19 protein-coding genes are annotated in these 18236 nt (G+C 73.7%); 7 read left to right on the forward strand and 12 right to left on the reverse strand.

Going from position 1 to position 18236, the window contains the following annotated elements; genetic code table 11:
* The first annotated feature begins 227 nt into the window (after positions 1-227).
* Positions 228-755 (forward strand): DUF1062 domain-containing protein, encoded by a 528-nt coding sequence (locus ACIBST_RS34060; RefSeq protein ID WP_397177686.1) that lies wholly within the window; start codon positions 228-230, stop codon positions 753-755.
* Here the strand turns inward: ACIBST_RS34060 and ACIBST_RS34065 are convergent.
* Positions 694-1971: an MFS transporter gene (locus ACIBST_RS34065; protein ID WP_397177687.1), complete on the reverse strand. Its 1278-nt coding sequence runs from the start codon at positions 1969-1971 to the stop codon at positions 694-696. The genes ACIBST_RS34060 and ACIBST_RS34065 overlap by 62 nt on opposite strands.
* A gap of 73 nt (positions 1972-2044) precedes the next feature.
* On the opposite strand from ACIBST_RS34065, the gene ACIBST_RS34070 reads away from it, so the two are divergent.
* Complete coding sequence (locus ACIBST_RS34070; RefSeq protein ID WP_397177689.1) at positions 2045-2887, forward strand: LysR family transcriptional regulator; 843 nt, start codon at positions 2045-2047, stop codon at positions 2885-2887.
* An 89-nt stretch (positions 2888-2976) separates the two neighbouring features.
* Here the strand turns inward: ACIBST_RS34070 and ACIBST_RS34075 are convergent, their stop codons facing one another.
* Together ACIBST_RS34075 and ACIBST_RS34080 are read right to left on the reverse strand one after the other, a co-directional pair.
* Positions 2977-3882 (reverse strand): NADP-dependent oxidoreductase, encoded by a 906-nt coding sequence (locus ACIBST_RS34075; protein WP_397177691.1) that lies wholly within the window; start codon positions 3880-3882, stop codon positions 2977-2979.
* A 34-nt stretch (positions 3883-3916) separates the two neighbouring features.
* Positions 3917-4381 (reverse strand): MarR family winged helix-turn-helix transcriptional regulator, encoded by a 465-nt coding sequence (locus ACIBST_RS34080; protein ID WP_397177693.1) that lies wholly within the window; start codon positions 4379-4381, stop codon positions 3917-3919.
* 130 nt (positions 4382-4511) lie between these two features.
* Here ACIBST_RS34080 and ACIBST_RS34085 point away from each other — a divergent pair, with 130 nt between their 5' ends.
* Both ACIBST_RS34085 and ACIBST_RS34090 read left to right on the forward strand, forming a co-directional pair.
* Positions 4512-4886, forward strand: coding sequence for a DMT family transporter (locus ACIBST_RS34085; protein WP_397177695.1), 375 nt, complete (start codon positions 4512-4514; stop codon positions 4884-4886).
* Positions 4887-4919: 33 nt separating this feature from the next.
* Entirely contained in the window at positions 4920-5240 is a 321-nt protein-coding gene (locus ACIBST_RS34090; RefSeq protein ID WP_357979246.1) for a multidrug efflux SMR transporter, read from the forward strand.
* On the opposite strand, the gene ACIBST_RS34095 is transcribed toward ACIBST_RS34090, so the two are convergent.
* The 5 genes from ACIBST_RS34095 to ACIBST_RS34115 all read right to left on the reverse strand — a co-directional run bounded on the left by ACIBST_RS34095 (position 5218) and on the right by ACIBST_RS34115 (position 10654).
* Entirely contained in the window at positions 5218-6525 is a 1308-nt protein-coding gene (locus ACIBST_RS34095; RefSeq protein ID WP_397177697.1) for an MFS transporter, read from the reverse strand. The genes ACIBST_RS34090 and ACIBST_RS34095 overlap by 23 nt on opposite strands.
* Positions 6522-7124 carry an ArsR/SmtB family transcription factor gene (locus tag ACIBST_RS34100; protein WP_397177699.1) on the reverse strand — a complete coding sequence of 201 codons (603 nt, stop codon included), beginning with the start codon at positions 7122-7124 and terminating at the stop codon, positions 6522-6524. The genes ACIBST_RS34095 and ACIBST_RS34100 overlap by 4 nt, the downstream gene beginning before the upstream one ends.
* 154 nt (positions 7125-7278) lie before the next feature.
* Positions 7279-7824, reverse strand: coding sequence for a cysteine hydrolase family protein (locus tag ACIBST_RS34105; protein ID WP_397177701.1), 546 nt, complete (start codon positions 7822-7824; stop codon positions 7279-7281).
* A gap of 281 nt (positions 7825-8105) precedes the next feature.
* The gene (locus ACIBST_RS34110) at positions 8106-9806 is read right to left on the reverse strand and encodes a C39 family peptidase (RefSeq protein ID WP_397177703.1); all 1701 of its coding nucleotides are present in this window, start codon (positions 9804-9806) and stop codon (positions 8106-8108) included.
* A gap of 164 nt (positions 9807-9970) precedes the next feature.
* Positions 9971-10654: a hypothetical protein gene (locus ACIBST_RS34115; protein WP_397177704.1), complete on the reverse strand. Its 684-nt coding sequence runs from the start codon at positions 10652-10654 to the stop codon at positions 9971-9973.
* A gap of 84 nt (positions 10655-10738) precedes the next feature.
* Between ACIBST_RS34115 and ACIBST_RS34120 the strand changes: the two genes are divergently transcribed.
* Both ACIBST_RS34120 and ACIBST_RS34125 read left to right on the forward strand, forming a co-directional pair.
* The gene (locus ACIBST_RS34120; RefSeq protein ID WP_397177706.1) at positions 10739-12133 is read left to right on the forward strand and encodes a hypothetical protein; all 1395 of its coding nucleotides are present in this window, start codon (positions 10739-10741) and stop codon (positions 12131-12133) included.
* Positions 12134-12386: 253 nt separating this feature from the next.
* The gene (locus ACIBST_RS34125) at positions 12387-13244 is read left to right on the forward strand and encodes a helix-turn-helix domain-containing protein (protein WP_397177708.1); all 858 of its coding nucleotides are present in this window, start codon (positions 12387-12389) and stop codon (positions 13242-13244) included.
* Between the two features lie 126 nt (positions 13245-13370).
* On the opposite strand, the gene ACIBST_RS34130 is transcribed toward ACIBST_RS34125, so the two are convergent.
* On the reverse strand, positions 13371-14138 hold the full coding sequence (locus ACIBST_RS34130) for a GNAT family N-acetyltransferase (RefSeq protein WP_397177709.1): 768 nt from the start codon (positions 14136-14138) through the stop codon (positions 13371-13373).
* Positions 14139-14302: 164 nt separating this feature from the next.
* Here ACIBST_RS34130 and ACIBST_RS34135 point away from each other — a divergent pair, with 164 nt between their 5' ends.
* On the forward strand, positions 14303-15082 hold the full coding sequence (locus ACIBST_RS34135; protein WP_397177919.1) for a maleylpyruvate isomerase family mycothiol-dependent enzyme: 780 nt from the start codon (positions 14303-14305) through the stop codon (positions 15080-15082).
* A gap of 104 nt (positions 15083-15186) precedes the next feature.
* Here ACIBST_RS34135 and ACIBST_RS34140 read toward each other — a convergent pair whose 3' ends face one another.
* The 3 genes from ACIBST_RS34140 to ACIBST_RS34150 form a co-directional block, all read right to left on the reverse strand.
* Positions 15187-16053 carry a GyrI-like domain-containing protein gene (locus ACIBST_RS34140; protein WP_397177711.1) on the reverse strand — a complete coding sequence of 289 codons (867 nt, stop codon included), beginning with the start codon at positions 16051-16053 and terminating at the stop codon, positions 15187-15189.
* A 62-nt stretch (positions 16054-16115) separates the two neighbouring features.
* A complete protein-coding gene (locus tag ACIBST_RS34145) occupies positions 16116-16928 on the reverse strand; it encodes a phytanoyl-CoA dioxygenase family protein (RefSeq protein ID WP_397177713.1) in 813 nt (270 codons plus the stop codon).
* A 135-nt stretch (positions 16929-17063) separates the two neighbouring features.
* Positions 17064-18200, reverse strand: a complete 1137-nt coding sequence (locus tag ACIBST_RS34150) for an MFS transporter (protein WP_397177714.1) — start codon at positions 18198-18200, stop codon at positions 17064-17066.
* Between the last annotated feature and the right edge of the window lie 36 nt (positions 18201-18236).

Here is an 18236-nt window from a genome sequence, read left to right on the forward strand (position 1 = left end):
ACCGATCGTCCCCGGCCGGGACGCCTCCTGGTTCTGCCTGCTGCGCGCCCGCCTGAGCTGACAGCCGCCCCCCTGACCCCCTTCGTGAGGACTTCGCGCGCATGACGCCGCCTGCTCTCTAGACCTGACACCTTCCCGCGCATCGGTCGCCGACGGACGCCGTCGGCTCTGTTCTCCGTGCTCTTCGTCAGGTCTTCAGAGAGATCATGTCTTCACATCCTCATATCGTGCTGCCCTGGGTGGTGCGGCGCACCCGCCTGCCCCTGCTCGTCCTGCGGTGCGTGGCCTGCCCGTCCGGACGGGCCACCGTCGGTGACGGCCGGTTCCGCGTCAACGCCAACGGCAAGCTGCTCGACGTCTGGCTCCTGGTCAACTGCGTGGCCTGCGACCGGACGGGCAAGCTCACCGTCCACGACCGGGTTCCGGTCCGCTCGCTGGACGCGGGCCTGCTGGCCGGGTACTCGGGTGACTCGCCGTCCCTCGTGGCGCGGGCCCTGCTCGACCCGGCGACCGCCCGCCGGAACCGGTACGCCCTCGACTGGGACGGGTGCTGGGAGCTCGACGCGCCGCCCGTCCCCGAGAGTCCGTGGCCCGTCCGGATCGGGGTCGCCTTCGACGACCCCGTCCCGCTGCGTCCCGAACGGCTGATCGGCCTCGGGCTGGGCGTCGGCCGGGCCGAGGTCGCCCGCCGCATCAAGATCGACATCCCACCGAATCGGAGGACGAGACAGGACTTCTCCTTTCTGCTGATGTAGGCCGGGGCTGCCGGCCCGGCGATGTAGGCCGGGGCTGCCGGCCCGGCGGGCGGTCGTCCGCCCGCCGGGAGCGCGACAGCAGGCGCCCGGCGAGGGCCGCGGCGAGGCCGGCCAGCCCGGCGGCCGCGAAGCCGCCTCCTGGCAGCGCGGCGTCGATCGCCAGCCCGGCGATCGGCGCTCCGAGCGCGAACCCCGCGCTCGCCGCCGACGCCTGCAGGCCCGTGGCCTCGCCCCTCACGCCAGGAGGCGCCAGCCGGCTCACCGCGTCGGCCACCGTGGACAGGGTCGGCGCGGTGAGCAGTCCCGCGCCGACGACGGCCAGGCACAACCAGCGCCAGTCGTGGGCCACCCCGGCGGGGACCGTCAGCAGCCCGAGCAGCCCGAGCAGCAGCCACGTCGGCATCGCCCGCCGCAGCGTGCCGTGGACCAGACCGCCGGCGACGGACGTCACGCCGAGCACGGCCACGACCACGGCGGCCCAGGACACCTGGCCCGCCTCCTTGAGCGTGGCCACGATCGCCAGGTCGATGCCGCTGAGCAGCGCCGTGGCGCCGAACCCCATCACCAGCATGGCGACCATGCGGCGGTCCAGCCATTCGCGGCGCGGCGGACGTACGGGCGAGCCGGTCTCCACCTCGCCCGCGGCCCGCAGCGGCGGATCGAGCAGGGCGACGCCGATCCCGCCGGCCGCGATCACCGCCCCGAGCCCCCACGCCACGGCCTGGGGGGACAGCTCCGCCGCGCAGAGGATCACCACCGCCGGCCCCACCATGTACGCCAGCTCGCCCTGCACCGACTCCAGCGCGAACGCGGCCCGCCGCTGCCCCGGCGTCGTCATCGCGGCGATGGCCTGCCGCGTCACCGCCTGGACCGGCACCATCAGCAGCCCCGCCGCGAAGGAGGCGACCACCAGCACCGCGTACGGCAGGACGGGCACGCTCGCCCAGAACACCGCCTGCGCCGCGACGGTGATCGTGAGCACGGCGCGCAGCCCTCGCCGGTCCGTCATGCGGCCCAGCAGCGGCCCGCCCAGCGCAACCCCGGCGGTCAGGGCGGCCGCGACGCCGCCCGCCGCCACGTAGCCCAGGTCCAGGCCCAGCACGACGTACATGGTCAGCGCGGTCACGTCGGCGGTGATCGCGGCACGGGCCGGCAGCGAGACGCCCAGCAGCGCCGCCATCCCCCGCACGGCGAGAACCTGTCGGTATCCGGTCACACCGGCGACGCTAGGTCGTCCCGGAAGGCCATAGGAAGACGTTGTTTCGTTGGACCCGGCATAATGGATGCTTATGGCCAGGGACCTGGAGACGGCGTTGCTGCGGTCGTTCGTCACGGCTGTGCGCGCGGGCAGCATCAGCCGCGCCGCGACCGCGCTCGGGCACACCCAGCCCGCGCTCAGCCAGCAGTTGCGCAAGCTGGAGAGCGCGGTCGGCCGCCCGCTGCTCCACCGGTCGCCGTCCGGGGTGTCGCTGACGCGGGCGGGGGAGGAGCTGCTGCCCTACGCCGAGCGCATCCTGTCGCTGTCCGCCCAGGCGCTCACCGCGACCGGGCGCGCGCTCACCGGCCGCTGCGGCGTCGGGCTGCTGGAGGACCTGGCCGCGGCGCAGCTCCCGCAGGCCCTCGCCGACCTGGCCCGGCTGCACCCCGGCGCGACGCTGGAAGTTCTGAGCCTCTCCGGCGTCACGATCCGGGAGGCCTACCACGCGGGCCGCGTGCAGCTCGTCCTCGACGAGGCGGCCGACCTTCCCGCGCCGCCGCGCTGGACCGTGCGGCGTCCGCTGGTGTGGGCGGTAGGCCACGGCGTCGATCCGGCCGCCGATCCGCTGCCGGTGGTGCTGTTCACCGGGACGTGCGCGTGGCGCACGTCGGTGGTGGAGACGCTCGACCGCACCGGCCGGCGGTGGCGGCCGGTGTTCGAGAGCAACAGCCTGGCCGGCGTGCTGGCGGCGCTGCGGGCCGGGCTCGGGGTCGCCGCGCTCATGCCCGGCAACCTCGAACCGGACATGGCCCGCCACGACCCGGACGCCCTGCCCGCCCTGCCCGACGTCGAGCTCGGCCTGGCCCGGCACCCGCAGACCGAGGGCGACGCGCTGATCGACGCCGTGGAGACCGCGCTGCGCCGCATGGTCTGAGCTCCGCCGTGGAGATCGCGCTGTGCCGCGTGGCCTGAGCGCCGGGCGTGGAGAACGCGCGGCGGCGCGTGATCTCAGCGGCGCCGGGCTCAGAGCACGAGGGCGATCTTGCCGTTCAGCCGGCCGCGCCGGAAGTGCTCGTGGGCCGCCCGTACGTCCCGCAGGCCGTACTGGGCCTCGACCCGGGCCCTGGCCTGGCCCGCGTCGACGGCCTTGGCCAGCTCGGCGAGGCCGGGGCCGTCCTCGCGCACCTGGTTGACGGTGGTGCGGACCGATCGATGAGCCAGGTCGGGCACCGGCCCGGCCTGGGTGGCGACGGAGGCGTAGCGGCCTCCGTCGGCCACGGCCTCGACGGCGAAGGCCCCGAAGGTGTCGAAGACGGCGTCGTAGGCCCCCGCCGGAAGGTCGGCCGGGTCGGTCGTGACCCGTTCGGCCCCCAGCTCCGTGGCCGCCTCGACCTGCGCCGGCCTGGAGACCAGCGCGTCCACCCGGGCGCCGCGGGCCCGCGCGAGCTGGACGGCCAGCCCGCCCACCGCGCCGGCCGCGCCCGCCACCAGCAGCCGCTCGCCCGCCCGGACGTTCAGCCAGTCGAGCGTCTGCAGGGCGGTGAGCCCCGGCAACGGCAGCGTCGCCGCCTCGACCAGGCTGACCGCCGACGGCGCGACGGCCAGCGAACCGGCCGGCATGGCCACGAGGTCGGCCCACGTCCCCCGGCCCGTGCCGAGCTGGTGGGACATGCCGAAGACCCGCTCACCCACGGGCAGCGCATCGTCCCGGCTGTCCACGACGATGCCCGCAAGCTCCCATCCCAGGGTCGCCGGCAGGGGTGGGCTGCCCGCTCCGATGGCCCCTTCGCGGGTCTTGTCGTCAACCGGGTTCAGGGCGGAGGCGACGACCCTGACCAGCACCTCGCCGTCCAGGGCCCGGGGCGGCGGCGCCTCGGCGACCGTCAGGACGTCCGGGCCGCCGAAGCGGGTGATCCGCACAGCACGCATGTTCAACTCCTCGATATCTGTGGAAAGCAAAAGGTCACCGGTCGAGCAGCCCCAGGGCCGGGAGCGCTGCGGCCAGCCGCGGATCGGCCTCGGCGGCCTCCTCCAGGGCGGTCCTCAGCGTCGCCTCGTAGGTGACGTTCGCCTCGGCGTAGCGGGCCCGGCCCGCGTCGGTGATGACGGTGTAGACCCCGCGCTTGTCGTCCGGGCACAGGTCCCGGTACGTGAGGTCCGCCGTGTTCAGCCGGGTCACCAGCCGGGTCACGGAGCTCTGGTTGAGCCCGATCTTGTCGGCCAGCTCCTGCATGCGCAGCTCCCCGGCGTCCGAGGTGGCGAGATGGCCGAGCGCCCGGTACTCCGACAGGCCGATGCCGTGCCGCCGCTGGAGAGCGGTGGCCAGGGCGTTCTCCACGCGGGCGTGCAGCAGCAGGACGTCGTTCCAGGAGCTGGACACCGCCGAGGGCGCGGGGGCCGGGTGCGGAGTGGATGCCGTCGGAGCCATGGAAGCCTCCTCCTTCTCTGAGGACCCGGTCTCTCGGACGCGGGATTGACAAAAGCATACATGCACATGCAAGCTTCTCTCTGTCGCACCAACCGCTTGCACGTACATGCAAATAAAGAAGGGTCCTGAGATGGCCTGGATCTACCTGCTCATCGCCGCCGTCTTCGAAGTCGTCTTCGCCCTGGCCACCAACGCCACCGAAGGCTTCACCCAGCTGTGGCCGTCCCTGCTGACCGCCGCCGCCGCGGCCGGCGGGATCTTCTTCCTGAGCCTGGCGCTGAAGACCCTGGACGTCGGCGTCGGCTACACCGTCTGGACGGGCATCGGCTCGGTCGGCACCGTGCTGCTCGGGTCGGTGATCTTCGGGGAGGAGCTGACCGTCTGGAAGGGGCTGGCCTTCGTGCTGATCATCGGCGGTGTGCTGGGGCTCAAGCTCGCCGACCGCCTGTCCGCCGCCAAGCCCGCAGCCACTGAGCCCGCCACCACCAAGCCCGCCGCAGTCTGACCATCCGCCCACCACTGCCCAAGGAACGTCATCATGGCCTGGATCTACCTCTCCATCGCGATCGTCTTCGAGATCGGCTTCGCGCTCGGCACCAACGCCACCCAGGGCTTCACCCGGCTGTGGCCCTCCGTCTTCACCCTGCTGTCGGCCGCCGGCGGCATCTTCACCCTGAGCCTGGCGCTGAAGACCCTGGACGTCGGCGTCGGCTACACCATCTGGACCGGCATCGGCTCGATCGGCACGGTCGTCCTCGGCGCGCTGATCTACAAGGAGAAGATCACCCCGGCCAAGCTCGCCTCGTTCGCCGCGATCATCGGCGGCGTGGTGCTCCTCAAGATCGCCGCAGGCGTCTGACCGGCGGCGCGGGCGGCCCGGGTGCCGCCGGCGGGACGGGCGGCCCCTGGCCGCGCAGCCGGTCCATCTGCCGCCACTCGGGCCGCAGTCCCGTCAGGCTCGTGGTGAGGGCGTAGACCGCGCCGCCGGCGAGCAGCACCGGCGTCAGCCCCGCGACCGCCACCAGCGCCCCGGCCGCCAGCCCGCCGAGCGGGATGCCGGCCCAGGCGAGGGAGTCCTTCAGCGCGTTGACCCGGCCCAGCAGGCTCCGGGGCACCCGCTCGTAGGAGATCGCCCCGAGGATCGGGTTGAGGAACCCGCCGGCGAACCCGCCCACCGCGAACACCGCCACGATCGCCCACAACGGCGGATCCGCCGCCAGGACGAGGAACCGGGTCGGCCCGGCGAGCAGGAACGCCACGAAGAAGACGGGCCTGCGCCGCATCCGGTGCGCCACGGCGGCCGCGACCAGGCTGCCGCCGACCGCCGTCAACCCCATGACGCTGCTGTTCAGGCCGACCACGGCGGCGCCGTGACCGGACTCCCTGGCCCACACGAACACCAGCACCTGGCCGAAGGCCGCGTCGAGCAGGTTCGTGACGCCGACCATGACGACCACGGACAGCAGCAGCGGCTCGCCGCGCAGGAACGCGAAGCCCTGGCCGAACCGCCGCCAGTACCCCTCCTTCGCCTCCTGTCCCTCCTCCGCCGGGGCGCGGCGCCCCATGCCGCGCGGCAGCGCCCATGTCACGATCACCGAGCCGAGCGCGAAGCAGATGACGCTGATGCCGAGGCTGGCCAATGGCCCGAGCAGCGCCACCACCGCCCCGCCCGCCGCGGGCCCCACCGTCTGGGCCAGTCGCTCGGTCACGCCCATCAGCCCGGTGGCGCGCTCCAGCGGCACCCGTCCGCGCTCGGCCGCCTCGGGAATCATGATCTCCTTGGCCAGGTCGCCCGGACCGCGGGCCGCGCCGACCACCGCGACGAGGGCGATCAGCGCGCCCAGCGGCAGCAGGTCCAGGGCGTGCAGGAGGACGACCGTCCCGGCCGCCGCGGCGCTCACCACGTCCCCGATCCAGGAGATCCGGCGCGGCCCGGCCCGGTCGGCCAGCGGCCCGGCCAGCGCCTTGACCAGCACGTACGGGGCCATCTCGGCGAACGCCACCATCCCGGTCCGCGCCGGGCTCCCGGTCGTCGTCAGGACGAACCAGGGCAACGCGATGGCCGACACCCGCGTCGCGGTCAGCGACACCGTCATGGCCGCGAGCAGCCCGGCCATCGGTCGTAACGACTCGCGCGACGTCATGACGTGATCTCGGGCTCTTCGGGCGTTTCGGGTGGCTCGGGCAGGAGCTGGGTGATCAGCGAGACCCGTGCGGCCCCTTCGGGCGCGGGCCGGCCGGGCAGGTCGTGGCGGTAGCGGTCGACGACCTCCGCCAGCTCCTGGCGCAGCCGAAGCCCCTCCTCCGGGGTGATCCGCAGTGTGACGGAGCTGAGGTCGAGCACCCGCCGCCACTCCGCGGGCATGGTCGGCAGCTCGTTCAGCGTCCGCTGGGTGCGCAGGCCGTACAGGGCGGCGATGGACTGCATGTAGGCCAGCACCGCCTCGGGCTCCCGCTCCGACAGCTCGTCGTCGGTGAGCCGGGTGACGTGGTGGACCGAGCGCCACCAGCGTTCGCGGGCGTTGCCGCGCTCGGTGTCCTCCGCGACGAATCCGGCGTCGCCGAGCCTGCGCAGGTGGTAGCTGGCGGTGCCCGAGTTCACCCCCAGGCGTTCGGCCAGGCGGGTGGCGGTGGACGGGCCGTGCTTGCGCAGCAGGTCGACGAGTTGCACCCGTACCGGGTGGGCCAGCGCCCGCAGGCCCTTGGCGTCGAGGACGACCACGCTCTCGGAGGGTTCGGTCATACCTCGCAGCCTAGATTGCAAACAGTTCTTCGCAAAGACTTCTTCGCGAAGAACTGTTTGCAATCAGGAATCACGGGAGGGTGCCCACTCCGATCCGGCAGGCGGGTCGGCGATCGGCGCCTGATCGCCCGGGACGCCTCCCGCCCGTCCGCGATCAGACTTGCCACTCCGCGCACGACACCACGTCGAACCCCCGGCTGGGGAAGACGGCGTCCACGAAGAAGTCGTGCAGCGCCGGGTCGCCGTCGCCGCAGCCGTCGCCGAGCACCGTCACCTGGTAGCCGCGGTCGGCCGCGTCGTAGCAGGTCGCGGCCACCATCGCGCTGGTGGCGACCCCCGCGACCGCCACAGTGGTGACGCCCCGCGCGCGGAGCACGAGGTCGAGATCGGTGCCGGCGAACGCGCTGGCGCGGCGCTTCAGCACGACGACGTCCTCGTCGGCGACCGGCAGGGCGAGCTCGGTTCCGGCCGAGCCCTCGTGGAAGGCGTCGCCGGCCTCGAAGAACGACTTCATCAGCGCGCTGCCGGGCGGCACGTCGGCCCCGTTGGGCCGGAAGGCGAAGTGCACGAACACCACCAGGACGCCGGCCGCCCGCGCCCGGGGCAGCAGTTCGGTGAGCGGCGGCACGACCTTCTGGGCGAACGGGTAACCGCCCGTTATGCCCCGCTGGAGGTCGCCGATGATGAGTGCAGTGGTCACGACATGCTCCGTCCAGTGTTTCCGGCGGGCGCGACGGCCCGCGCCCCCTCCGGCCAAACTGGGATCACAGTAGGCAAGAGTTGAGATATCAGCAACCCGAGCGCGCGCGGCGACCATCGTCCCGGCGCGGTGGCCTTCGCATGCCGTTGTTCCTCCTGGCCCACGTGGCTCACGTCTCCATCGCCTTGCCCGACACCGTGGGCGGCATCCTCGCTCGGCGCGTGGGGGATGCTGCTCGTCGCCGTTCCCGGGCCCGGCGGGCCGGCCTCGGCGCGCGGGGGTCAGTTGCCCCAGACCTGGACGGGGCGCAGGTAGGCGGTGTCGTACACCTGGTCGGCGCCGCCGGGCCCGCCGCTGGTGTTCGGCCCGTACGGGTCGTTGACGACCCACCTGCCGTCATCGGTGTAGCCCTTGATGAGGACGATGTGCCCGGCGGAGGTCATCTGGCCGGACACGGCGACGAGGTTGCCGATGTCGATCTGGTGCCGGACGAAGTCCGGGTTCCAGCCGCTCTGCTGGGTCCAGCCGGTGTGCCGGTTCATGTATCCAAACATGTCCGCCCAGACCGCACCGTACTGCGGGTCGTAGATCGCGCCGTGCGCGCCCTTCCACGCGCCGTTGCCGGAGTAGTCGGGCGCGGTCCGGGAGAACGTCGAGCCGTTGTAGTCGTACTGGTCGGTCACGTAGAGGCCGTAGGGCGAGTAGTGGCGGCCGCCGTAGTTCACCCACAGGCCCCACTCGCCGAGCTGGTACCCGGCCAGCGTCATGACGGCGGTGGTCGGGCCGCACGAGCCGCGCCCGTCGAACTCGTCCCGCGTGTCGTAGATCTGGTTGATGTGCACGGCGCGGTTCGTCCGGCCGCCGGCCAGCGAGCGGGACGCGCCGTCCAGGCTCGCCGCCGCGAGCGGCTGCGCCGCGCCGCGCGCCACCGCGTCCGCCCCGACGGCACGCTCCCCGAGCCGGGCCGAGGCCAGCCGCACCCGGTCGCCGTCGAACCCGTCGATCCCGAACTCCGACGTCACCCCGCTGACCACCCGTACGGGCGCGCCGCCCGACACCCGGGCCACGAAGGTGCCCGACTCCTCGCGCGTACGGGCGGCCGTCGCCGCAGGGTCGGCCGCGGCCTGCGACTGGGACGTGCACGGCTGGGCGGCGTAGGCGATCCGGTCGCCGTCCGCGCTCCACACCGCCTCGCGGTAGGCCGTCCCGGAGCTCGCTCCGTAGGTGGCCACGGTCCGGCCGTCGAGGTCGGCGAGCCCGAGTTCGGAACGTCCCGAGCACAGGTACGGCCCGGACCGCCGGATGAAGCTGACGAGCTGACGGTCCCCGTTCACCAGGCGGAAGTCGGCGTACACCTGGCCGTGGGCGGCATCGCCGGCGATGAGCGGCGTCACCGAGCCGTCGGCCAGCGCGACGCGCAGCAGGCCAGCCGCGTACCGCCGGTCGTCGCGGGCGTCGGGGTAGGCGGCCACGAAGGCCGCGCTCGCGTCCCGCGACAGGCCCACGACCTCGACGCGGGCGCCGGGGATCGCGGCGATCCGGCGTCCGGGCGCCTCGGCGGACCCCGCGTACAGGTCGGCCCCGGCCTGCCCGGCGACCGTGTAGGCGAGGCGGGTGCCGTCCGGGGAGAAGGCGGCGGAGACGACCTTGCCGCGGACGAGGGTACGGGTACGGCCGGTGCCGGTGTCGTAGGTCATCAGGCGGCTGCCGCGGGAGCCGTCGTGGTCGGGGATGACGGCGACGTGTCCGGGGCCTGCGGCGGTCACGACGCCGTCCGACTTCTCCGGTTGCGTGAGGTGGATGCGCGGCCGGCCGCCGATCAGCACGTCGAACCCGTCACCGGTCCGTAAGGTGCTGACACTCTGATCGGTGGCGTCGGCGGCGTGCGCTGTGGCGGCGCCGGTCAGCGCCGTCACCGCGGTCAGCGCGGTGACGGCGGCCGCCAGGAGTGATTTCCGGCATTTCCTGAACTTGAGTGACATGACCGTCCTTCGGTAGATCGCGGAATTCGCTCCCAAAGCGTGAACCGCGGCCCCGTCGAAGGCACGTCGTCAAAATGTCTGACCGTGATCAGTGGTCGTGGGTGGTTTGGGGGACATGGCCGGTGTGGCGGAAACACCTGGCATGCGCGGACGGCGTCCGGGGCTCATCCTGCGATCGTGAGGGGCAGGCCGGACAGCAGGCGGTCGCGCAGGACGTCGCCGCGGACGCCGATCTCGGGCAGGTCGTCGGGGCCGGGGTCGCCGCTGATCAGCAGTTCGGGCACGAGGAGGCGGCTGAGCGGGACGTCGGGCGACGGGTCGGCCAGGGCGCCGACGGCGTCGTCGTCGGACAGGTCGAGCCAGGCCGGCGTGAGGACCCGGCCGTGCAGGGTGCCGGTGACCAGGTCGGGGCAGAACTCCCGCCAGAAGATCGAGACGGTGGTGCGCAGGTCGCCATGGATCATCACCAGCTTGTCGGTCATGTCGCCGACGAACGTCTCGGCCGTCACGTGGCCGCGCACGACCAGCTTGGCGTCACCGGCCAGGTAGACGTTGCGTGCCCGCAGGTCGCCCAGGACGATCAGCGCGGCGCAGCCGTCGTCCACGTCGGTGACGTTGCCGTCGACGGTCAGGTCGCCGTCCACGATGTAGCCGGTCGCGGCGTCGGGGGCGTCCTCGTGCCACGGCGTGCGGTCGTGCTCGTCGAGGGGGAGTTCGCCGGTCACCGTGGCGGGGCCGGGCACGAGGATGTACTCCTCCTCGTACAGGTTCTCGTACGTCTCCTTCGGCAGGCCGCGCCGCTCGAACAGGTCAACCGCATCGTCCCAGGCGAGGTAAGTCGATCGCATGCGCGTGACCCTGGCAATCGGGCCGGGCGGCATCCGCCCGGCACGGGCCTTTCGCTGGCCGGGATCAGGCGTCACTGTGAGGAGGTGTACGTCACCGTGCAGTTGCCCATCGTGGACCTGCGGCCGCTGCTGCCCGCCGACCCCCGGCGGCGCGAGCCGCCGCGCTGGCCGCGGCCCGACCGCGCCTTCCCGAGCCGGTCTCGGGAGCACCACCGCTCCGACCACGTGCGCGGCGTGGGCGCCGTACGGCCGCGGCTGCGCGGCGGGGTGGCCCCCTGGATCTCCGAGTCCTACTACGTCGACGTCGGCAACCTCGTCCGGCTCACCCGGCAGCGGCACGAGGAGGGGTTCCACCGCTCGGTGACGGTGACGCCGGTGCTGCGCAACTTCTACGCCGACCGGGTCGTGAACCGGCTGGAGGTGGGCTTCCGGCGCCGCCTGCTCGACCCGAACCGGATCTGGGACGGCGCGGAGAACGTCCTGCGGCTGGCCATGTCGGCGACCACCTGGCTGCGCGGCGAACGCGCGGCCCACTCGCCGTTGGTGGCCTTCGGACCACGGTTCGCGCGGCACCTGCTGGAATGCACGTCCGCGGTGGCCGACCCGGAGGACTGGTGGGTGCGCGCGGGCGCGCCGTCCGTCGTCGTGGAGGACTACCACTGGCGCTACAAGGCCGTCCATCACGCGTGGGTGCGCGAGGCCGGGCTGCGGGTGTCGATGTGGAAGGTGATCCCCGCCCACGATCAGGACAGGCCGGACGAGGAGCTGCGGCGGATGCGCGTGCTGCTGTCCCGGCTGCACGCCGAGTACGCGGCCGTCGAGCAGGTGCTGGCGCTGTGCGAGGACGGCCGGCTGGACGTGCGACGGCCGGAGGTCGAGCGGTACCTGATGCGCGCGCTCGACCTGCTGCTGCGCCCCTCGCGGTACGGGTTCGCCGCCGCCGAGATGCTGGCGCAGATGCTCGCCCGCACCCAGGAGGTCTACGCCGACACCGTGCAGACCCTCGACCACCTGGCCGGCTCGTCGGGCAACGCGGTCATCGCCGCCCGGGTCGAACAGCTCCGCGTCCTGATGGCCGCCGCCGGGTCCGACCGGCCCTTCCACTACTCGCCGGAGGTCAACGTGACCACGTTCAACCGCAGCACCTTCACCAACAGCGCGATCAGCACCGGCAGCGGGGACGCCACGGTGCACAACGCCTCCGGCGACGGCGCGGCCGAGCTGCGGGCGCTGGTGGAGGAGCTGCTCGACGCCGTCCACGTGCTCCGCGACGAGCTGCCCGAGGAGCGGGCGGCGGCGGCCGAGGACGCGGCCGACGGCGTGCGGCGCGAGCTGGACAGGACGCCGGACCAGCGCAGCGAGGGCGGCCTCAAGGCCCGGCTGAAGACGATCTTCGAGATCGCCTCGGACGCGGGCGCGGCGGGCAGCGCCCTGGCCGGCGTGGTCACCGCCATCCAGGGCATCCTCGGCGTGACATGAGACGACCGGGGCGTCCGGGGCGTGGTGTGCGGCGGCCTCCGGGGGACGTAACCCCCGGAGGGTGACGCTTCGCCCGGAACGACGCGCGATCCGGGCAGGCTGTGACGCCTGAAGAGGACCTACACACAGTCGAGGCCGTGACTCCCAGGTGGCCTACGGCCCCGGGGCGGCCTGCCGTCGAGTCTAGTGACCGAAGCCGGGACCGGCCAGGCCGCGTCCGACACCGCGCACGCGGGGCTCGTACGATGTCCGGGTGCGGTCAGTTGCGCCGGTTCGCGGTCATGTGCCCGGATGGGAGATCACCGTCCCGTCGCGGCCCGTCGGCCTGCCCGGGGTCGTCATGGCCGGGTTCAGCGACCGGGCCAACGAGTTCCGCGACCTCGCCCTCGTCCCGCACCCGTCGGTCACCCTGCTCTTCGACCTCGGCGACGAGCCGTTCGTCATCGAGGACGGCCACGGCTCCCGGCAGCTCGGACGCGTCGTCGCCGGGCTCGCGCCCCGGCAGGTGCGGGGGAGCGGCCTGACCCGCCGGATGGAGTGCCTGCAGATCCGGTTGTCGCCGATGGCGGCGCACGCCGTCCTGGGCGCGTCCGCCGAGCTGAGCGGCACGGTGGTCGCGCTCGACGACCTCTGGGGGCGCGAGGCCGAACGCGTCCAGGAGCGGCTGCGGGCCGCCCGGACGTGGGAGGACCGGTTCGCGATCGCGCGCGACGCGCTGGCCAGGCGGTCCGACCAGGGCCGGGCCGCCGATCCGGAGGTCGCCTTCTCGTGGCGGCGGATGGCGGCCACCGGCGGGCGGGTGCCCGTCGAGCGGCTCGCCGCCGAGGCGGGCTGGAGCCGCAAGCGCCTGTGGGCCCGGTTCCGGGCACAGGTCGGCCTCACGCCGAAGCGGGTCGCCCGGCTCATCCGCTTCGACCAGGCGGCCCACCGGCTGGCCGCCGGTGAGCGGGCCGCCCTGGTGGCCGTCGAGAGCGGTTACGCCGACCAGTCGCACCTGCACAGGGACGTCATGACCTTCGCGGGGGTGACGCCGGCCGCGGTCGCGCTGTCGCCGTTCCTCGCGGTGGACGACGTCGCCTGGCCGTCCGGGCCTCCCCGCGACCTCGCCTGACGGCTCATCCCCGGCCCCCCGCCGACCAGGCGGAGCGCGGCGCCCGCCGGGCCGAGGACGTGACGGCCGGGGCCTTCGACCGGTTCCGCTCGCTGTCGCTGTGGCGGGGGCGTTCGTGCTTTTCCTCTACGGCAGGCGCGGGTGAGGCGGCGGCTCCTCGTGGACGACTTTGATGATCTCGTGGGCGGCTTTGGTGATCTCGTGCACCGCGACCGGCCGCCCGTGGCTCGGGACCACCGTCTCGAACGCGAACCGCAGGCCGAGCTTGTCCATCACCCGGCGGGACCGCTGGTTGTCCACGTGCCGGATGCTGACGATCCGGTCGAGGCCGCACTCGGCGAACCCGAACCGCAGCAGCCGTCCGGCCGCCTCGGTGGCGTAGCCGTGGCCCCAGTGCTCGCGTCCGAGCCGCCAGCCGATCTCCACGGCGGGCAGGATCTCGGGGAGGAACGCGGGCACCGCCAGGGCGACCCAGCCGGCCGTCAGCCCGGTCTCGCGCACCACGACGGAGAGCAGCCCGTGCCCGCTCTCCTGCCAGTCCCGCCGGGCGCGCGCGACCCACGCCGCCGTGCGTTCCCGGTCCGGCGGCAGGACGGAACCGTCGCCGATGTACCGCATGACCTCGGGATCGGCGTTCATGGCGGTGAAGGGGTCGAGGTCGTCGTCGTCCGGTTGACGCAGCAGCAGCCGGTCGGTCGTCATGGGGATCACCAGGTGATGATGCCAGAACCAGGCGCGGACGGTCCCGCGGCGCAGAGCCCGCCACGTCACGACCGCCGCGTACACGCCCAGCACGGCGAAGCCCGCCGCCGGGGTCAGCCGCAGCAGCCAGCCGGCGACGGCGTCGGGCAGCAGCGTGAACGCCGTCAGGCCGTACGGCAACGCGACCAGCACGAGCGCGACGAGACGATCCGGGCGACCGGCTGAGCCACGCCCGCGAGAGCCTACGGCTCCTCGGCGTCGGCGAGGGTCTTGTGGACGACGCCGATGGAGACGTCGGCGACCGTGAAAACCGCTGTCCGATCACCGAAGCCCGGTGATAGACATCCGGCGTGGAAATGCATCTTGAGTTCCCTGACCTGCTCCGACTGATCGATGAGCGGTCGGCCGCCTTCCGCGCCACGGTCGCCGCCGCGCCGAGTCTCGACGCACAGGTGCCGACCTGTCCCGGGTGGACGCTGTTCGGTCTGGTGGAGCACCTGGGCGGGGGAGACCGTTTCTGGGCCGCCATCGTCGGCGCCGGGCCTGCCGACGCTCCCCCGGCCGAGGCCGTCGCCGCGCGCGCCGCGCTGGAAGCGCCGCGGGAGCGCGAGGCACTGTTGGCCTGGCTGGAGGAGTCGACGCGACTGCTGCTGAACGCCCTGCGGGAGGCGGGCCCGGACGCCGGCTGCTGGGCGTGGTGGAGTGCCCTGCAGACGCCGCGGACCTCCGGCGGAGTCGCCCGGCACCGGGTCCAGGAGAGCGCGGTGCACACCTACGACGCCCAGCTCGCCGCGGGCGCGCCGCAGCCGCTGCCGGCCGAGGTCGCCCTCGACGGTGTCGAGGAGTTCCTGTTCACCTGCGTCGCGACGCCCTGCGCCTGGCCGCACAAGCCCACGGCCTTCGACTTCCACACCGCCGAGGGCCGCTCCTGGCGCCTCACGGTCGACGGCGACGGCGCACGCTCCACCTGCATTCCCGCCCCCGGCGAGGCCCCGGACGCAGCCGGCGTCTCCGTCCACGGCACGGCCGGCGAGTTGGTCCTCTACCTGTACGACCGCATCCAGGCCGCCTCCTTGCGCGTCGACGGAGACGCAGGGCTGCTCGACCTGCTGCGCGCCTGGGAACCGGAGGAGTAGGCCCGCCGCTCGGGTCCCTGCCGCCAGGGCAGGGAGACGGGATCGCCCCGTCCCCCTCTCATATGCCTGCCCTTCTGGACGAGTCCTGCGGTGGGCCGCGGGGTTCAGCTGGGCTCGGGTTCCACCGGGAGCCAGAGTTCGGCGTCGGCCTCGGTCCTGTCCGGTGACAGGTGGGTGCGCAGGATCTCGGGGCCGGTGCGGGTGCGGTACGGGTTCGACGGGAACCACTCGGTGAACACGTCCCGCCACAGCTCCTGGATGGCCTGTGGCACCGGCCCGGAGGTGGTGAAGACCGCCCACGCACCGGCCGGGACGGCCAACGTGGTCGTGCCCTCCGGAGCGGCCGCGGAGGTGATCACGCCATGGTGGTAGCCGAGTTCGGTGCCCTCGGCGCGGCTGGGGTCCATGTCGTCGCAGACCGCGACGACGCCGTGCGGCTCCTGGTCCGACAGCTTCTCCAGGCGCTCCAGAGTTCGCGCGTCGATCCCACGGACGAAGTCCATGATCGCCTGGTTGGGGCCGGTGTGCACCAGCGGTACCCGGGTCCTGAACCCGACGACGGTGAAGGCCGCCCTGTCCACGACGCGGTACCGCATACTGCTCCTCCCTTCGATGACGAGCCGGAAGGCCATCCGGGACTGCGAGTTGAGCGCGGCGCCGGTACGCCGGGCCTCGCCCGGTCCGATGCCGTGCATGGCACGGAACGCCCGCGCGAACGCCTCACCGGAGCTGTAGCCGTAGCGCACCGCGATCTCCAGCAGCGTTTCACGCCCCGCGAGTACTTCGGCGCCCGCGAGGGTGAGCCGGCGGCGCCGGACGTACTCCGACAGCGGCATGCCGGCCAGCGCGGAGAACATCCGGCGCAGGTGGTGTTCGGAGGTGGCCGCGATGCGTGCCAGCTCCGCCACGTCGAGGGCCTGGTCGAGGTGGCGCTCGATGTGCTCCATGGCCTGGTTCAGCCGGTCCAGCATGCCTGGCCTCCGTCCTCATCCCTCTTCACGGCCGTCTCGCCGACGATAGTCGTGAAGCAGGTCTACCCGGCGCTGCTGTCGGCGCCGTCCCCGTCCCACCCGGGGGTGTCCCGTCCCAGGCCCCGGCGGATCGCGATCTCCACGGGCGAGTACGCGCCGTCCGCCCGCTCCAGTTCGTACGGCGCGGCCGGCATCAGCGGCGGCTGGGCCATGAAGCGCGGCCGCACCCCGTGGTGCGGTTGCGCGGCGTGCACCAGGAACGGATGGCACAGGAAGACGTCGCCGGGGGATCCGGTGGCGAGGGCCAGTGGCCGGTGGTCGGACGCCGCCACGAGATCGGGCGCGAGGGCCAGCCCGCTCGCCCCCTCCTCTCCGTACTTCTCCAGCACCTTCGGCACGTCGAGGTGCGAGCCGACCCGGATCCGCGTCGGGGCGTCCTCCTCGCCGACCTCGCTGAACAGGAACAGCATCAACAGCGCCCGGCCCTGGGAGCGCAGATTGGTGAAGTACCAGCTCTCGCCCTCCGGCAGGTAGCTCCCCTCGATGTGCCAGCCCGCGTCGTCCGGCTCGTCCGCGTGGGGGAAGCGCAGCGGGAACGTGCCCAGCGAGTAGCGCGGCTCCCAGCGGCCCGCGCCGACGAGCAGGTCGTAGGCGTGGTGCAGGAACGGGGAGTTGGGCGCGGCGGCGAACGGACCCTGCGCCATGCCGCCCACCCAGTGCACGGGCTGCGTCCACGTCGACGGGTCGTCCGGGTCGCAGCCCGTCTCCCGCCACAGCAGCCGCGCGCAGTCCGCGGCCACCCGCGGCGCGACGGCTCCCGCCAGCTTCACGAAGCCGTCGCGGAGGAAACGGGATACCAAGGTCGTGTCGTCCATGTCCCCATCCTGCGACGACAGCGGCCCCGGTCGCCCGACATTTTCCGTACCGCCTTTGTCGGGTGTGGGGCTCGGGGTCGGCTGGAGGTCGAGGCGCCCGCGACGTCCAGGCGAGAGCGCCACCCCGGCGGTTCTTCAGGAGGTGCGGGGGCGGCGCACGGCGAGGGCGACGAGCGGGCCGATGGCGAGCAGGAGCGCGAGGGCGGCGTAACCGTAGGTGAGCGAGGCCAGGGTGGCGACGCCGGCCACGAGCAGCGGGCCGCCGGCGTCGCCCAGCTCCCGGCCGAGTTCGGCGGCGCCCATGGTCTGGCCCATGCGTTCGGCCGGGGTGCGGGCGGCGAGGGCGGCGAAGCCGAGCGGGGTGATGAGCCCCGTCCCGGCCCCGATCAGCACGGCGGCCGACAGGATGCCGGCCAGGCCGGGCAGCATGGCGCAGGCCAGCCCCGCCGCGGTGACCAGCAGCCCGCCCAGCAGGCCGGTACGGGTCGACAGACGCTCTTCGTCGAGGGCCCGCCCGGCCCTGGGCTGGACCACCGCCGCGCACGCCGCCAGGACGGACACCGCCGCGCCGGTCGCGACCGTGCCCAGCTCGGCGGCCCGTCCGGACACGGGCAGGAAGCCCACGCCGACCGACAGCGCCGCGGTGGCCCCGGCCAGCGCGGCCGTCGGCGCGAGGAAGGCCGGATCGGCCAGGCGCCGCGCCAGGTCGAGCACCGTCTGGCGGACCTTGGGCAGCGGCGGCACCGCGGGCACGGCCAGCGCGGCCCACACGGCGACCGCCGCGCCCAGCACGGTCAGGACGGCGAACAGCAGCCGCAGGCCGCCGGCCCACACCAGCACGCCGCCCAGCAGCGGGCCCAGGGTGTAGCCGATCGACTTCCAGAAGCCGTAGCCGCCGAAGGCCCGGCCGAGCTTGGCGGAAGGGTTGAGCCTGGCCACCAGCGCCGAGGCCGACGGTGAGAACGCCGAGGCCGCCGCCCCCTGGCCCAGGCGGGCGGCCCACAACCAGCCGGGGCTGTCGGCGACGACGTACAGGCCGGAGGCGACCGCGAACGCCACCAGCCCGCCCACCAGCACCGGACGGGCGCCTACGCGGTCGGCGAGGCTGCCGAACAGCGGCTTGAGCAGCACCTCGGCGCCGTCGTACAGGGCCAGCAGGCCGCCGAGGACGAGCAGCGAGGTGACCGCGTCCGCGGAGAACCCGCCGAGGTTGGCGGCGATGCCGTGCGCGCCGAACGCGGTGGTGAACCCGGCCGCGTACAACGGCCACATCCGCCGGCCCGCCGTGGCGGGCGCCGCAGCGGCGGG

Source organism: Nonomuraea sp. NPDC049684 (assembly GCF_044465345.1).
GTDB lineage: Bacteria > Actinomycetota > Actinomycetes > Streptosporangiales > Streptosporangiaceae > Nonomuraea.

Coding starts and splice junctions, on each gene's coding strand:
- ACIBST_RS34070 (WP_397177689.1), top strand. CDS start 2,045: ATGGCCAGGGACCTGGAGACGGCGTTGCTGCGGTCGTTCGTCACGGCT.
- ACIBST_RS34075 (WP_397177691.1), bottom strand. CDS start 3,882: ATGCGTGCTGTGCGGATCACCCGCTTCGGCGGCCCGGACGTCCTGACG.
- ACIBST_RS34080 (WP_397177693.1), bottom strand. CDS start 4,381: ATGGCTCCGACGGCATCCACTCCGCACCCGGCCCCCGCGCCCTCGGCG.
- ACIBST_RS34085 (WP_397177695.1), top strand. CDS start 4,512: ATGGCCTGGATCTACCTGCTCATCGCCGCCGTCTTCGAAGTCGTCTTC.
- ACIBST_RS34090 (WP_357979246.1), top strand. CDS start 4,920: ATGGCCTGGATCTACCTCTCCATCGCGATCGTCTTCGAGATCGGCTTC.
- ACIBST_RS34095 (WP_397177697.1), bottom strand. CDS start 6,525: ATGACGTCGCGCGAGTCGTTACGACCGATGGCCGGGCTGCTCGCGGCC.
- ACIBST_RS34100 (WP_397177699.1), bottom strand. CDS start 7,124: ATGACCGAACCCTCCGAGAGCGTGGTCGTCCTCGACGCCAAGGGCCTG.
- ACIBST_RS34110 (WP_397177703.1), bottom strand. CDS start 9,806: ATGTCACTCAAGTTCAGGAAATGCCGGAAATCACTCCTGGCGGCCGCC.
- ACIBST_RS34115 (WP_397177704.1), bottom strand. CDS start 10,654: ATGCGATCGACTTACCTCGCCTGGGACGATGCGGTTGACCTGTTCGAG.
- ACIBST_RS34135 (WP_397177919.1), top strand. CDS start 14,303: ATGCATCTTGAGTTCCCTGACCTGCTCCGACTGATCGATGAGCGGTCG.
- ACIBST_RS34140 (WP_397177711.1), bottom strand. CDS start 16,053: ATGCTGGACCGGCTGAACCAGGCCATGGAGCACATCGAGCGCCACCTC.
- ACIBST_RS34145 (WP_397177713.1), bottom strand. CDS start 16,928: ATGGACGACACGACCTTGGTATCCCGTTTCCTCCGCGACGGCTTCGTG.
- ACIBST_RS34150 (WP_397177714.1), bottom strand. CDS start 18,200: ATGTGGCCGTTGTACGCGGCCGGGTTCACCACCGCGTTCGGCGCGCAC.